The organism is Ferdinandcohnia jepli (assembly GCF_047246645.1).
Lineage (GTDB): Bacteria > Bacillota > Bacilli > Bacillales > Bacillaceae_L > Ferdinandcohnia.
Genome location: NZ_JBFOKR010000021.1, coordinates 48604 through 64855, shown reverse-complemented (window position 1 = coordinate 64855; position 16252 = coordinate 48604). Strand labels below are relative to the sequence as shown.

The 16252-nt window shown below is 34.8% G+C and carries 13 protein-coding genes; 9 read left to right on the top strand and 4 right to left on the bottom strand.

The annotated features are described in order from the left end of the window. Positions 1-18: 18 nt before the first annotated feature. Positions 19-1479 carry an oligosaccharide flippase family protein gene (locus AB3M96_RS19935; RefSeq protein ID WP_412969356.1) on the bottom strand — a complete coding sequence of 487 codons (1461 nt, stop codon included), beginning with the start codon at positions 1477-1479 and terminating at the stop codon, positions 19-21. Between the two features lie 27 nt (positions 1480-1506). Beyond that, positions 1507-2280 (bottom strand): LicD family protein, encoded by a 774-nt coding sequence (locus AB3M96_RS19930; RefSeq protein WP_412969355.1) that lies wholly within the window; start codon positions 2278-2280, stop codon positions 1507-1509. A gap of 371 nt (positions 2281-2651) precedes the next feature. Between AB3M96_RS19930 and AB3M96_RS19925 the strand changes: the two genes are divergently transcribed. The 6 genes from AB3M96_RS19925 to AB3M96_RS19900 all read left to right on the top strand — a co-directional run bounded on the left by AB3M96_RS19925 (position 2652) and on the right by AB3M96_RS19900 (position 9870). After that, positions 2652-4028, top strand: coding sequence for an O-antigen ligase family protein (locus AB3M96_RS19925; RefSeq protein ID WP_412969365.1), 1377 nt, complete (start codon positions 2652-2654; stop codon positions 4026-4028). Positions 4029-4136: 108 nt separating this feature from the next. Continuing rightward, positions 4137-4865, top strand: coding sequence for a WecB/TagA/CpsF family glycosyltransferase (locus AB3M96_RS19920; protein WP_412969354.1), 729 nt, complete (start codon positions 4137-4139; stop codon positions 4863-4865). Positions 4866-4901: 36 nt separating this feature from the next. Further along, on the top strand, positions 4902-6002 hold the full coding sequence (locus AB3M96_RS19915) for a glycosyltransferase family 4 protein (RefSeq protein WP_412969353.1): 1101 nt from the start codon (positions 4902-4904) through the stop codon (positions 6000-6002). A 42-nt stretch (positions 6003-6044) separates the two neighbouring features. Further along, positions 6045-7322 carry a glycosyltransferase family protein gene (locus AB3M96_RS19910; RefSeq protein ID WP_412969352.1) on the top strand — a complete coding sequence of 426 codons (1278 nt, stop codon included), beginning with the start codon at positions 6045-6047 and terminating at the stop codon, positions 7320-7322. Between the two features lie 26 nt (positions 7323-7348). Then, the gene (locus tag AB3M96_RS19905) at positions 7349-8449 is read left to right on the top strand and encodes a glycosyltransferase family 4 protein (RefSeq protein WP_412969351.1); all 1101 of its coding nucleotides are present in this window, start codon (positions 7349-7351) and stop codon (positions 8447-8449) included. A 362-nt stretch (positions 8450-8811) separates the two neighbouring features. After that, entirely contained in the window at positions 8812-9870 is a 1059-nt protein-coding gene (locus AB3M96_RS19900) for a glycosyltransferase family 4 protein (RefSeq protein ID WP_412969350.1), read from the top strand. 400 nt (positions 9871-10270) lie between these two features. On the opposite strand, the gene AB3M96_RS19895 is transcribed toward AB3M96_RS19900, so the two are convergent. Both AB3M96_RS19895 and AB3M96_RS19890 read right to left on the bottom strand, forming a co-directional pair. Then, entirely contained in the window at positions 10271-11317 is a 1047-nt protein-coding gene (locus AB3M96_RS19895; RefSeq protein ID WP_412969349.1) for an LCP family protein, read from the bottom strand. Between the two features lie 29 nt (positions 11318-11346). Next, complete coding sequence (locus tag AB3M96_RS19890; protein ID WP_412969348.1) at positions 11347-11979, bottom strand: YigZ family protein; 633 nt, start codon at positions 11977-11979, stop codon at positions 11347-11349. A 258-nt stretch (positions 11980-12237) separates the two neighbouring features. Between AB3M96_RS19890 and AB3M96_RS19885 the strand changes: the two genes are divergently transcribed. The 3 genes from AB3M96_RS19885 (at position 12238) to AB3M96_RS19875 (ending at position 16235) form a co-directional block, all read left to right on the top strand. Then, positions 12238-13377, top strand: coding sequence for a sensor histidine kinase (locus AB3M96_RS19885; RefSeq protein ID WP_412969347.1), 1140 nt, complete (start codon positions 12238-12240; stop codon positions 13375-13377). Positions 13378-13664: 287 nt separating this feature from the next. Beyond that, the gene (locus AB3M96_RS19880) at positions 13665-14354 is read left to right on the top strand and encodes a response regulator (RefSeq protein ID WP_412969346.1); all 690 of its coding nucleotides are present in this window, start codon (positions 13665-13667) and stop codon (positions 14352-14354) included. A 153-nt stretch (positions 14355-14507) separates the two neighbouring features. Then, a complete protein-coding gene (locus AB3M96_RS19875; protein ID WP_412969345.1) occupies positions 14508-16235 on the top strand; it encodes a methyl-accepting chemotaxis protein in 1728 nt (575 codons plus the stop codon). The last annotated feature ends 17 nt before the right edge of the window (positions 16236-16252 follow it).

Genomic DNA, 16252 nt, shown 5'->3' with positions numbered 1-16252 from the left:
TTACATTACTATAAGTCTTTATGCCTTTCTTCTCAATTTTGCTTTTATTTTATCTAAAAATAATGCAAGAACAAAATCTTTAGTAAAATATAGTATCCCAAAATAAACTACTATGTTTATTGAAATATCCAAGATAAATGTTAGCAACATACCTGAGGTAAAGAGATCAATCACATAGGAAATTGGCAGAAAAATAAGGGCATAAAATAGATATTTCAGTTTTGATATTTCAAATAATTTATAATCAACCTTTAATTGTTTTCGAATATAAATGTACTCAAATGTTATTAATAAAACATTTGCGATTGTTGTCGTGAAGATAGCTGTTGTAGGTGAAAAAACGTTAAAAAGGACTAATAAAGAGTTCAAAACTACGTTAATAAAGCCAGCAACGAAAACGAGTCGAACAAGAATGTTTTCCTTTTGCTTTACATAGATAATTTGATTTGAGAGTATAGATTCAATTCCAAGAAAAATCATATAAATCGAAAACACTTTTAATACAGGTGAAGCATCTACGAATGCAGCTCCCCCATATAGGAGAACCCCGAAATCAGAAATAATAAATAAGCCGATGGAGGCCGGGAATAAAAAGGCAAAGTAAATTCTTGAGATATTATTAAGCAGATATAGATATGATTCTTCATCTTCACTACCAGAGAGGTAGGATAACCGTGGAATCGTCACCTGGATAATACTGAGCATTAATGTATTAACAATACCCATCATTTGCTGAGCCATTACATAGAATGAAACCTTTGCCTCACCGAGAAATTCACCAAGCATAAAGCGGTCCAATTGATTATAAAGAATATTTGCGTTTGAAAAAATAACAACCAGGAATAAAGGTCTAATATGCTTTTTTAACGTTATATGAGAGAAATCAAGCTTGATTTTTCTTTTGATATAAACAAAGCTTACAATATTATTTAAAACTGTCGTTAAAATTAACAAAGAAGCGTATTCCATATAATTGTCCGGCGTTTTTACAAGTGCAAATAGGAGAACAACATAGAGACCTTTGATAATTACAGTTTTTATTGTAATAAAGTCATACTTTTCGTTCGCCTCATTGACCCACTCCACATAAAAGATATTTCCTATTAAGTTAATACTATATAGAAGCAGGATAGGAAATATGGCATTATCACCGTATCCCAAATATATGACTACAAAGTATACAAGAAGCGATGAAACACTAGTAACAATACTGATTGTTAGTAAGCTTGTAAACAGCTGGTTTACCTTTTGTTGATTACCTTTTATGCGACTCATTTCTCTAAGTCCGTATTGATAAACACCAAATACAGCAAAAATAAAAAAGTAATTAAAGATGGTTTCGGAGAACTGAACTTTACCAATGGAATCAGCCCCAAGTGTTCTATACACATACGGGCCTATTAATAAAGGGATGATTATATTAAATACGTTTAAAATAATCTTGAATATAACGTTTTTTACCAATGATGATTTCTGCATTATTAATTTCTTACCCTTCGGTATAAATTATTGGTGATCTTTTGAAAAGGAAAGGTTTGTCATATGGCTTTGTCTTTTTGATTCCTCAGGTAACTCCATATAATCATCTCCATAAAGAGTAGTGAGATATCGGCTAGGATTCCTAGGAATATAAAATTGATTGTTTTCGAATTCTCCCATTTGCAGTGGGAATATATCATCAACTTCAAAATATGCCCAACCAAAGTACGGTGTTTCGATTCCATACGTTATATACTTCGAAGGCTTATTGACTTTTGTATACATGTTGTGAATTTTGGAATTATATATGATTCTTCGGATTAAATCTTTTAACCCTGTAACGTTTTCTGGATATAGTATACTGGCAAGTCGATGGACACCTTTTTCAAGTGGTGTTTTGTGATTTGGAGCTTGAACAAAATCAAAAGGAAAAATATCGATTGAAATACCTTTTCTATTTTCACCATTCCAATCTTCCCATTCAAAATCATCAAGGTATAATATTTTTAACCAATTATGTTTTCCATGGGTATGAACGGTTTCCGTTTCAATATGAAATTTTGATGGAAGCTTGTCTGCTATAACTTTTGCAAATTTATTGTAGTCATCTCGCAACATTCCAATATCTGAGTCGTCATCCCAGGGTATAAAACCTTTATGCCTTTCAGAACCTAACAAAGATCCATCAGAAAGCCAATACGATATGTTATGTTCGACACACACTGAGTGAACAACCTTCATCATTTCAACCATAGTTAGTTGGGCTGATCGAAGTGGAGTGTCGTTTTGTGAAATCAACATAAAATTAGTTCCCTCCATATTAAAAGCAAAAACTGTATTATTGCTATTTATTCTCTATGATTCAATTTACACAAAGGAAAATGGTAAATCAACAATAAATCATTATATCATATAGTCCAAATGGAATGATTTAATAATTTGGTGGAAACGGACACGAATGAATTGTATCTTATCGAAAGATGTAATAAATAATTTTTAGACATTTTTAGTTATTTACAAAAAGTAACATAAATCTACAAAAAAGGTTCTTTTTAGATAATTTCCATTTAATTTGCTGTCTGAATATGTTATTCTTTTGATTGGATTATCTAAAATTACTTAAAGCATTAGTAATAATGTTATATATAACTAAAGGGGTAAGGAATTATATGATTGCTAACTGGAATAACTCTGAAAATAAATTTGAATCCTTTTTACTGCTTTTTATCATACTTCAACCAATCTTAGATTTACTTACAGCTTTTTGTATACTTGTTCTCGAAATCAATATAACAGTTGGTATTATTGTTCGGATGATTGTCATGGTTGCAGCAGCCGTATTTTTATTAATAAGGGCAAAAGAAAAGGACAACAGAAAATATATTATCTATCTAATTGGATTAGGTATTGTATTGCTTATTGGGTTTGTGAATAATTACTTATCAAAATCTCCAATTTATATGGGAGAAGAAATTAAGCTAGTAGCTAAGACTATGTATCCTTATTTAATGTTGGGTAGTTACATTCTCGTTTTTAAAGCGTTACGTGCCAACACAACTATAGAAGATAAAATGAAGAATTCAATTGTATATGCGTCCCTTATTACCAATATCATTATGGTTGTTTCCATTGTGACAGGTACTGATTATGGAAGCTATGATTACATGAAGTCGGGTTCTAAAGGTTGGTTCTTTGCAGCAAATGAACTAGGAACTTTGCTTGCGATTTCGTTACCTATTGTAGTGTTATATTCAATCGATAAAACAAAGTCCTGGAAGCAATTATATTATTGGATTCCTTCGCTCCTTATGATTTTTTCGCTGCTAGCAATTGGAACAAAAGTTGGCTACGGTGCGATTGTTATTGTATTTGCAATTACAATTTTCATGGGGTTACTTCGATTCATTATTACTCGTAAGAAAAGTGACGCAAAGCCTGGTATATTACTCAATACTATTGTGGCAGTTGTTATTCTTGGGTTGCTTATTGTATTTACGCCACATACTCCAATGGCAGTAAATACAAATCTGCATTATCAGTCACTCCAAGAGCAGGAAGATCAAGGAACTAATACTGGGACTGAAACGGAAGATCCTGCAGTAGACCCGGAGACAGTTAATGAAACACACCAGCAAGAACAGACAGAGGCATTACTATTTAGTGGCCGACAATTATATGAAGAGATGTATAAAGAATACTATCAAGATGCATCTGTTATGCAGCGATTGTTCGGAATGGGATATGGCGGCAATTTTGAAGAACATGCAAAATTAATTGAACGCGACTTCCATGATTTGTTCTATTCATTTGGTATTATTGGCTTTATTATGATTATCTTCCCGTTCTTATACTACGGAATATTATTAGTTGTAGCAGTTGTTAAAAACTTCAGTAAAATATTCAACATTAAGTATGCCCTTATTGCAAGCGGCTTAGCATTAGGTCTCGGAATCGCCTTTACGGCGGGTCATGTATTGACTGCACCAGGTGTTATTATATTCTTTATGGTACAGTTTGCATATTTACTGGTTGACTTAGAGATAGAATAGAGAAAAGAAAGGAAAAGCTACTTCTTTTGAGGCTTTTCCTTTTTGCGCAATATTGTTGTACTTGTATAGACGATTCAAATTATGATGTTGAGGAGTAGAAAAATATAAATGAAAAACAAAGTAGATATATTGGGTGTAGAGTTCATCAACACAACATTGTTGCAATTAGTTAACACTCTTACAACTCGATTAAAAAATGAGGAAAAAACTTTTATCGTAACAGCAAATCCTGAAATTGTGATGCAGTCTATCCAAGATGAAGAGTATAAAAAAGCATTAGATTCAGCAAATATGGTTATCGCTGATGGAATAGGGGTGGTAATCGCATCAAAAATCTTACAAAACCCTTTACCAGAACGTGTAGCGGGATATGACTTAATGTTAAAACTTCTAGAAGTTGCGAATAATGAATCATATAAGGTCTACCTTCTTGGTGCAGAAGAAACGGTATTAGCAAAAACTATTTCGAATATTGAAAAACAATATGAGAATGTACAAATTGTGGGTTCCCATCATGGGTTCTTTGATAGCAATAATATAGAAATATCAAATCAGATAAAGGATTTACAACCGGATTTAGTATTTGTTGCTTTAGGCGTACCAAGACAAGAGAAGTGGATTTATCAAAACCTGAAGCAGATGAATAAGGGAATATTCATAGGTGTAGGTGGAAGCTTTGATGTTATCGCTGGTAATGTAAAGCGTGCACCGGAAATATGGCAAAAACTAAATCTTGAGTGGTTCTATAGATTAGTAAAGCAACCATCAAGATGGAAACGAATGCTAGCATTACCTCAGTTCATAATTAAGGTAATTTTGAAGAAATTCAAAGGATAAAGTGAGTACAGCTATAGAAGGTAGTGAGGAGATATGATGGGAAATCGAATAAAAATTTTACATGTTACAGATTCACTTGATAAAGGTGGTCTTGAAGAGGTTATTTATAACCTAGTCAAAAATACCAATGATGATGTGTTTGATGTACGTGTAGCTTATTTCCGCGGTGGAGATGTAAGTGACAGACTTAAACAAAAGGGATTTATTTGTTATGAAATAAAGGAGAGCTCCACGAAGAAAGCACGCGTGAACAATCTTGCAAAACTGATCGATGACGAACGTATTGATATTATACAAACCCATTTTTGTTTAGATGGAATGCTTGCAGCAAAAAAAGCAAAGGTGAAATTAATAGAAACTACGCACAATACATATCAATTCTTTGTTAATCCTTGGGGTAAAATAAAATATAGTTTCTATTTAAATCTTGCAGATCGAATTGTTTCCGTTTCGGAATCAGTGAATCGCTTCAATAAAAAGCATTTTTTAATTTTTAATAAAAATAATTGTATATCCATTCGTAACTCGATTGATTCGGAAAGACTAATTCAAACTAATCGAGATCGTAATGAGATAAAAAAAGAATTGGGTTTACCACAGGATTCTATAATCATTAGTACTTTATCCCGCATCGATGTGCAAAAGGGACTCGAATATTTCATTGAAGTGGCCAAACGATTAAACAAGGAATATAAAAATCTTTATTTTCTAATACCTGGAACTGGTGATGCAGAATACACGGCTAAATTAAAGGGAATTGCCCAAACAGAGGAAAATATATTATTTTTAGGGCATGTAGAAAAGGTTAACGAACTCTTTAAGGTTATGGATATATATGTGATGTCTTCATTGTGGGAAGGCGCGCCATTAACATTACTTGAGGCAATGGCATATGGAAAAGCAGTTGTTGTTACAGATGTTGGTAACACAGCTGAGGTTATCGATGATAGAAGAAACGGTTTCTTAGTAACTATGAAGGACATCGATGCGATGGTAAGTAAAATTAAGACTCTACTTAATGATGAAAATCTTAAAAAAGAAATGGAAAAAAATGCAGCCGAAGACTTCCAAAAACATTTCAGTAATGAGATTATGATTGAAAAGTATAAGAATTTATATAAGACCCTTTTAAAATAAGGGGCTTAGAAAAATCAATTTAGCGTACTGAAGGAGAAACGAATGAGTGATAAGCTTCTTTTACTAAAACAAAGTATTGGTAAATTTACAAATGCAATGAAACGCGACGGTGTGTTAACTACCATTAAAAAAGCAAACAGCAGATTAATGGCTATGAGTGGAATGGACCGTATGATTTATAAAGAAAATAAACAAATTCCAGTTATTTATAATGAAATTTTGAGAGCGTATCATGCATCTGAAATAAAAGGCGTAAAAATTATTACGTCTGCGTTAGAATTTGACGAGGTTTATAACCAACGTACCATAAACCTTGCAAAATACCTAGCAGATCAAAACCATGCAGTTATTTATGTTGTGTGGCAATTTGATACCCACGAAAAATTAGAAAAGAATTACCAAAAGGTATACAAGAATATCTATCAAATACCTATGTACGACCTTATCTATGGGTTAGAGCAATTGGATATCTTAAACGACATACAGGATAAAACATTTATCACTACATTCCCAGCAAAGGCATTCCATGAACCTCTAGAAGTATTAAAAAAGAAGAACTACATCACTGTTTACGATAACATGGATGAATGGGAAGAATTTTTTAAAGTTGGACATGCTCCGTGGTACAAAAAAGAGATAGAAGAACAAATCATCAAGAACTCAAATTTTGTCTTTGCTGTATCTGAACCATTAAAACAAAAGTTTTCTTATATTAGAGACGACATCTATGTTATTGGTAACGGTTTTCAAGAAAGTCTATCTAAGAAAGAGAATGTAGCTTTACGAACAGAGGCTGGCGATAAGAAGGTTCATATTGGCTATTTTGGACATTTAACAGATTCTTGGTTTGATTATGCTCTTATTTTTGCTCTTGCAGAAAATAAACAGAATGTTATTCACTTAGTGGGACATGGGGTTCCAGATCATTTGCTGGACCGCATTAGTAAATCAACTAATATAAAGTATTACGGTAAAGTACACCCAAGTGAACTTTATGAATTTGTAAGTAACTGGCATGTTGGAATCATACCGTTTAAACATAGCAAATTATCAGAGGCGGTAGACCCAATAAAGATATATGAGTATTTATATTTTGGACTACCGACAGTATCTACAGGGATCCCCCATATTGGTGAGTATCCGTATGTGATTCATGCGAATACCTACTCTGATGTGCAAAATGCGATATCTACATTGTATATCAGCATTTTAAATTCAGAGATTCGGTATGAGGAACTAAAGGATTTTCTTCATAATTCAACCTGGGAAAAGCGCTTTGAAAGAATGCACGAAATAATTAATAAAAATTCCAAGGAATAAATTCTACAGTTTTATAGGGGGATACAATGAAGGTACTTCACTTAAATGCCGGTGCGGAAACTGGTGGGGGAATGATTCACATTCTTTCATTACTAAATGCACTGAATCGGGAAGAATTTATCTTAGGTGTTTTTGAAGAGGGAGAGATGGCGAATAGAGCAAAGCAGCTCGGCATTAAAGTCGAACTCTTTACACAATCATCTCGCTATGATTTATCAATCCTAAAAAGAATAAGGGACTTTATTAATAAAAATGAAATAGATATTGTTCATACTCATGGACCAAGAGCTAATCTATATGCATTTCTTTTAAAAGGTTCCACGAATTGCAAATGGGTTACAACGATCCACAGCGATCCACGTGATGATTTTTTAGAAGGCGGACTAAAGGGCAAGGTATTTACGAAACTGCATTTTCTTTCGTTAAAAAAAATGGATCATTTCTTTGCAATCTCAAACAATTTCACAAATATGCTAGTTGATTTTGGTTTTAATCGGAACAAAATTACTACCATTTATAATGGAATTGACTTTGATATACCGGAATACACACCTATAACAAGAGATGAATTAGGTGTGAAGAATGATGATTTTGTTATTATGATGATTGCTAGATTACATCCCGTTAAGGGGCATGTAATTGCGTTTGAGGCAATTTCTGAGGTTAGTAAGGTGTACCCGCAGGTTCAACTGTTACTAGTTGGTGACGGACCAATTTCACAGGAACTCCAGGGGAGAGCTAAACAATTAGGAATTGAGGACCACGTTACTTTCTTAGGTCATCAGGAAAACATACATGGTTTATTATTAGTCGCAGATGCAAACATATTAACCTCTTATAGTGAGAGTTTTCCGCTTGTTATCCTGGAAGCGGCCAGGGCTGATGTCCCAGTTATCTCAACGGATGTAGGAGGAGTTAAAGAATTGATTTCTGACAATTCTCTAGGTAGAGTCATACCTTCCAAAAATGTACAGGCCTTGGTGCATGAAATTAAAGAGTATATCGCACTGAAGGACCAGGACCGATTAGGCGAAATAGGAAAAAATCTTCATGAGAAGGCAGAATCCATCTATTCACTCTCTAATTTTAGTAACAGTGTTTATACAGCATACCGAAGTATTTTATAGAGAGCCCTATTAAAATAGTGTAGTTGTTCAAACGACTACTCAACACTTAATGTAGAAATAATAGGGCTTTATCCTTTTATTAGGATGCTAAAATTAACTCCTGTTACAGAAATTTTACTGTATTGTGAAACTTTTTCGTTTTTATTACGTCAAATAACTCGGAATCTATGATTATACTTTGCTCAAAAATTTCCTGTTATACAAAATAAATAGACTATGGTATAATCCACTTTAGTGTTTGCCATAGGCATAGTTATAATTATAGGACAGTCTAAAAAAACGTAAATGAAACGAATCATACTAAGAGATATAGATATTAAAAATCGCTGAAATGGTTACAGTAAGGATGAGGGGGATTCTTCATGTTATATATTGTATCGTTGGTCTGCTTTATAGCAGCTATTCTTTTAACCCCATTGGTCATTAAATTGGCAATAAAAATTGGGGCAACTGACCAACCTAACCACCGAAAAGTACATCAAAAAATCATGCCTCGTTTAGGAGGATTAGCTATATTTGCAAGTTTTATCATTGGTTTTCTTATTCTACAACCAGAAAGCCCATATAAATGGCCAATTTTGATTGGTAGTATTATCATTGTTATAACTGGAATTCTTGATGATCTATTTGAACTTTCAGCAAAGTGGAAGTTAGTTGGCCAACTGGCAGCGGCATTTGTTGTAATATTTAATGGCGTTGACGTTGAGATGATAAACCTTCCATTTGGTATTGGTGAACTTCAATTGGGTTATTTAACAATCCCGTTAACAGTTATCTGGATTGTGGGGATTACAAATGCTATCAATTTAATTGATGGACTTGACGGACTTGCTGCTGGTGTTTCATCCATTGCTTTAATCACCATTTCGGGAATGGCAATTATTATGGGTGATGGATTCGTTCTTAGTATCGGATTATTAGTCTTATTTAGTACATTAGGATTTTTATTTTATAATTTCCACCCAGCAAAAATTTTCATGGGTGATACAGGGGCCTTATTCTTAGGATATATGATTGCGGTATTATCACTATTAGGATTTAAAAACGTAACATTAATTTCTTTCATTGTTCCTGTCATTATTCTCGGGGTTCCAATATCTGATACATTCTTTGCAATTATTAGACGTATTGTAAACAAGCAGCCACTTTCTGCACCGGACAAATCACATTTACACCACTGTCTACTTAAATTGGGATACAGTCACCGTAAGACAGTGCTTATGATTTACGGGATGAGTGCCATTTTTGGATTATCTGCCGTTGTGTTCTCACAAGCAACAGTTTGGGGATCACTAGTAGTAGTTGTAGTATTGTTAATTGCAATTGAATTAATCGTCGAGAAAATTGGCTTAGTTGGAAAAGAATATCGTCCGTTGTTAAATATGTTTAGTGTCATTAAAGTTCCACAAAAAATGAAATAATCTTATATAAACACACGAGCGCGTTTTACGTTCGTGTGTTTTTTTATGTTATGGGGGCAATTTAAGGACTCAATGACTACAACAGTGCTTGGTTGAACGTGAATTTCTACAATCAAGGGAGTTCCAGGTCCCAAACTTTGAGTATGATGTACCTATGGAGTTATATGACACGTGTATCACCTTGTTATACACCAGCTTTAAGGATCAAATGTTTTACAACCAATACCGGAATTTATTGTAGTGTTAACTCTTGAAATAACCACGCATAAATCCACTCCAATCCTTTCCCCAAAAATTTTGTTACAAATAATTAGTAAATGTAACTTCTATGAAACATGACTGAAGTCCCTTTTAGTAAATAAAAAAGCTATCAGCATAATGCCGATAGCTTTTGCTCGTATTAGTTTGTATCAACAGAAGTAAAGTCTTCAACACTCTCTTCAGAAGAACTATCGCGTTGTCCTGTTGAAGTAATACCAAGGTGATCCTTAAGTGTTTGAGAAAGGATTTCAAGCTTATCTTTACTTACCTGGTAATAATATCCTCGATCAGTCCAGTCATCAACACCCTCTAGCACATGGTTTTGAATTTGGAGTTTTTGTCCAGATGCTGCGTAATCGTAAAGCGAAAGCATCTCACCGAAAGCAAGGTTCGTCGTAATGTTATCTCCAAGTGCATCAATAACTCCACCATACTTAGTAATCGAACCTACCGAAATCGCTTTGTCGATAATTGCTTTTACAACCAGCTGCTGTCTTTTACCACGTTCAATATCACTGTCAATCTTTCTCGTTCTAACAAGGGCAAGGGCTTCTTCACCATCAAGTTCTTGAATTCCCTTTCTAAGACTAATTGCATCTGGTCGGTCTTTACTGTCTTGCTCTGTAAATGAAACTGGTACATCTACTGTGATACCATCAAGTGCTTCTACAACATCGATAAAAGCTTCAAAATTCATTTTTACATAATAATCCACTGGAATATCAAATAATTCCTCTACTGTTGCAATTGTTCCATCAACACCATTGTAGACATGGGCATGGTTAATTTTATCTTTCTTCTTACGGATTGGGTCATACACATAAGAATCACGTGGAATGCTGACCATTTCAATTGATTTCTTTGATTCGTTTAATGTAGCTAAAATTAGGGCGTCAGAACGAACTGCATCACCATATTCAGCTGATCTTGTTGCACTGTCATCTACTCCGACAAAAAGAATTGAAATATTATCATGCTTAGGATCAACAGGTTCAACACGCTTTACTGATTTTTCCCCACGATTAAGCTCGGTTTTTGAATCTGCAGCGACATTTGATGCTTTATTAAAAAGGTAGGCACCATATACACCAGCACCAATTAGTAATGTGAAAAGTGGGATTAGGAATAACCAAATTATTTTTTTTCTGCGCTTCTTCTTTTTCAGCAGATATCTATTATTATTCATTACTTATATTCTCCTCAGTTGCGAATTTTTTATATCTCATTTTCTAAATATGTCACAAGACCTTCAGAAATATTGGCTTTTCCATTAGTAAGTTCTGTCATCCAATCTGTAAACTGCTGCTTTTGCTCTTCTTCTACATACGCTTCAATTTCTACATCAGAAAGATAATGTATGTCTTTTAAAAGAAAAACCGATGACCGCAGTTCGTTTTCAACCTTTCCAAGCCAGGTATAATCAATACTTGAATGCATGACTCTCATTAGTTTTCGTTCAACTATTCCTGTTGACTGCAGGCCTTCTGAAGTAGCTTTTCCGTATGCACGGATAAGTCCACCCGCACCTAATTTTATGCCGCCGAAGTAGCGCGTAATTACTACAACAGTGTCTTTAAGCTTCTTTTTTTTAAGAACCTCAAGGATAGGAACACCTGCTGTACCACTAGGCTCACCATCATCGTTTGCTTTTTGAATCTGGTCATTTTCACCAATAAGATACGCCGAGCAGTTGTGGGTTGCGTCCCAATGCTTCTTTTTTATTTCCTGAATAAAGTGTTGAGCCTCTTCCTCTGTTGTGGCACGGTTTATATATGCAATGAATCGGGACTTTTGTATATTAATTTCATGTTCTCCGTAGCCTTTTGCTGTATAATAGTGACTGAGCATCTCCTTATAGACCTCCTTTGTGGTCATAAGAAAGTAATGATACCTTCTATATACTAGGCACGGTAGCCTAGTTTCATTAGGGTCATGGAGCAAATTGTAAATAAGGAATTTTGCCCATTCTTCTATTATAAAACGACATATTTCTTACATCAATGATAAGTTTATGGATAGGTAGGAAATGTAATATAAATGTAATGAATAAAGTAGTCTCATATAAACATATTTTGATACTTACATGTAGGAAAGCGGGGGCGAGATATGGCTACTAAGAAGCTTGATATGAAGGTATTAGATACAATCTTAGAAAAAATGGTAAAAACTGTTGATCACAGCAAAGATGAAATTTTCAGGATTGGTGAGCAGTCTCGTCATGAGTTCGAGTCTATAACTGACGAGTTAAGAGCAATAAAAGAGCAAGTACATCGTGTCATTGAAGAAGGGGATAGACTGGAGACGCATTCCCTCTTTGCAAGAAAAAGGCTCTCTGAGGTAAGCAGCCATTTTAAAAAATATTCAGAGGATGAAATTAGACAAGCGTATGAAAAAGCTCATGAATTGCAGATGCAATTAACAGTTATTCGTCAGAACGAAAAGCAATTACGAGATCGACGTGATGAGTTGGAAAGGCGTTTATTAGGTTTAAATGAGACAATTGAACGTGCCGATCATCTTGTGGGACAGATATCAGTTGTTCTTAATTATCTAAACAGTGATTTCCGCCAAGTAGGAGAAATACTTGAAGACGCAAAGCAAAAACAAGAATTTGGTTTAAAAATTATTGAAGCACAGGAGGAAGAACGTCGCAAGCTTTCCCGCGAGATACATGACGGGCCGGCACAAATGCTTGCGAATGTAATGCTTCGATCACAAATAATTGATAAGGTCTTTCGCCAGGATCCTGAGGAAGGGTATAATGAAATTAAAGATTTACGGAAAATGGTGCGCTCGGCGCTTTATGAGGTTCGAAGAATCATTTACGATTTGAGACCAATGGCACTGGATGATCTTGGATTAATTCCAACCCTCAAAAAATATCTATGCACAATCGAAGAATATAACAGTGACACTAAAATTAAATTTGTGTATATAGGATCAGAGAGAAGAATTACTTCGAAATTTGAAGTGGCGATCTTCCGAATGGTTCAGGAAGCTGTACAAAATGCGTTAAAGCATGCGGAAGCTAGTGAAATTACAGTAAAGCTGGAGTTAGCCAAGCATCATGTAACTGTGATTGTGAAGGACAATGGCAAAGGTTTTGATATTCGTGAGAAAAAACATGACTCCTTTGGTTTAATTGGTATGCGTGAGAGAGTCGATTTACTCGATGGGAATATTACGATTGATTCAAGTATTGGAGCGGGAACAATCATCATGATTCAGGTTCCAATTGAAGTATAGGTAAAATAGATAGGTCAATTCTGAGTGACCTATCTTTAAAAATGTTTGCACTGTCGAAAAAACAAGAATCAGGTTATATTTTTTGCCGAGAAAAGTTGAATGATATTCCAGCAAATATACTGTTGATACGTTACAAGAAATGGTTTATAACTAATAATTAGACATTCAATCACCAATAAATGGTATAACGTAATGAAAAATAATGGATATTTCGTTATGAATTACTGCAAAAGGTGTATTGACCGAAAATGCCTCAATTGTCAGAATGAAAGGGGGAGGCGTTGTACATGAAAACAAGCATAGTAATTATTGATGATCACCAATTATTTCGAGAAGGTGTAAAAAGGATATTAGATTATGAAGCAACCTTTCAAGTGGTAGCAGAAGGTGATGACGGAGTACAAGCAGTGGCGCTTGTAGAACAATACAAGCCTGATGTTGTTATTATGGACATTAATATGCCGAACTTGAACGGAGTTGAAGCAACCAAGCAGCTGATTGAAACATATCCTGAGACGAAAGTAATTATCCTATCGATCCATGATGATGAAAGCTATGTAACGCATGCCCTTAAGACTGGTGCGAATGGATATTTATTAAAGGAAATGGATGCTGATTCATTAGTCGAAGCTGTTAAAGTAGTTGCAGATGGTGGATCATATTTACATCCTAGGGTTACGCATAATCTTGTTAGAGAATACCGTCGACTTGCAGTTGCAAGCGGGCAAACTATGTCTTCACACCCTCATATTGAAATGGAGATTCGTCGTCCATTACATATATTAACCAGGAGGGAATGTGAGGTTCTTCAGTTACTTGCAGATGGAAAGAGTAATCGTGGAATTGGCGATGACCTGTTTATTAGTGAAAAAACAGTTAAAAACCATGTGAGTAATATACTACAAAAAATGAACGTTAATGACAGAACCCAAGCAGTTGTAGTGGCTATTAAAAATGGTTGGGTTGAAGTGAAATAATATAGTAAAACGTCAAGTATCTATGTGATGCTTGGCGTTTTTTGTTATTTTGAAATATTTATTTTCATTATTTCGAATAAGAAGTGTTTAAATTTTAAGTATATTGATATATAGTTTTTTAAGATGAAAAATACTTCTTGGGGGAATTACAGAATGAAAAAGAAACGGGGATTTACTTTTAAACGTAGTAATAAGGCCAACTTTATGCTGGGCACAAAAATTAACGTAATTGTTGTAAGTATTGTTGTACTTTTATCAGCTATTATTGGTGTAATTGGCCTGCAGCAAGTTAGTAAAGGAATTGAGAAGTTTGCTGTTGAAAAGGCAAGGGGAGACTTGGAATTTGCATATGATTATCTTGAGCGTAAATACCCTGGTAGCTGGTCAATTGAAGGAGAGAAACTATATAAAGGTGCATTATCATTAAATGAGAAATATGATTTTGTCGATTATATTGGAGAATTAACAGGAGATACAGTAACTATTTTCTTACTTGATACTAGAATATCAACAAATGTCATGATTGACGGAGAAAGAGCCATTGGAACAAAAGTATCAGAAAAAGTAGCAAACATCGTCTTAAAGGAAGGCAAAAATTATTATGGTGAAGCGGTGGTTGCTGGCGATACATATCAAGCAGCATATATGCCGCTTCGGGATGGCAATGATGAAATTGTCGGAATGTTTTATGTTGGTGCTTCTCAGGAAGTTATTAATGAAATTTATTCATCTTTTCTACTGATATTTATCCCAGTGTTAGTTGTGGTCTTACTTTTAGCTATCTTTGTGGTGTTTCTATTTACTAGAAGGTTACGTAAAAGATTAGTTACCCTTTCAATAGCTTTAGAGAAAGCGGGGGATGGAGACTTCACAGTTGAGGTTGTTGATAATAGTGGAGATGAATTAACGGCATTATCAAACAGTTATAATGCAATGAGGAGTAATCTAAGAGTAATGATAGATGAGGTTCTTCAAACTTCAGAACAAGTGGCCTCTTCCTCTGAACAGTTAACTGCCGGAGCTGATCAAACTAGTAAAGCTACGGAAGAAATTACTAATGCTATTCAACATGTAGCTAGTGGAGCTGAAACAACCACAGAAAATCTTGAGGATAGCTCAAAATCCTTAGAAGAGGTTACAATTGGGATACAAAATATCGCTGATCATTCGTCAAGTGTAGCTGAAGCAGGTGGTAGAGCAACTGAACATGCTAAAATTGGTGGGGAATTTGTGAGGAAAACCGTTTCGCAAATTCATTCGATTGATCGTTCGGTTAAGGTAAGTGGAGATGTTTTCAAGGTGTTAGAAAACCGTTCTGTTGAAATTGGAGAAATTACAAAAGTGATTACGGAGATTTCTAACCAAACAAATCTACTAGCGCTAAATGCGGCGATTGAGGCTGCTAGAGCTGGTGAACATGGAAAAGGATTTGCGGTAGTTGCTAATGAAGTCCGCAAGCTTGCAGAGCAATCACAGAAGTCTGCTACTCAAATTTCTGAGCTTATTCAGGATATTCAACTGGAAATGGGAAAATCAAATCATTCTATTTCACAAGTAAAAGAAGATGTCCAATTAGGTATTGAAATAGCAGGTAAAACAGAGCAAAGCTTTTCTGAAATTCTTTCGTCAATGGAGGATATGGGTGAACGAATTGTGGAGATGGCGGCAACCTCAGAGCAAATTGCAGCAGGTGCGCAGGAAGTTTCTGCAACGATTACTAACATCACAACTGTAATCAGGGACACCTCGATGCATTCGCAAAGTGTAGCTGCTTCTACTGAGGAGCAATTAGCTTCTATGGAAGAGGTTACTGCATCTGCAACTAACCTATCTCAATTAGCAATGAACCTTCAGTTGCTAGTGAGTAAGTTTAAAGTATAAGTAATTATTAATGGGAG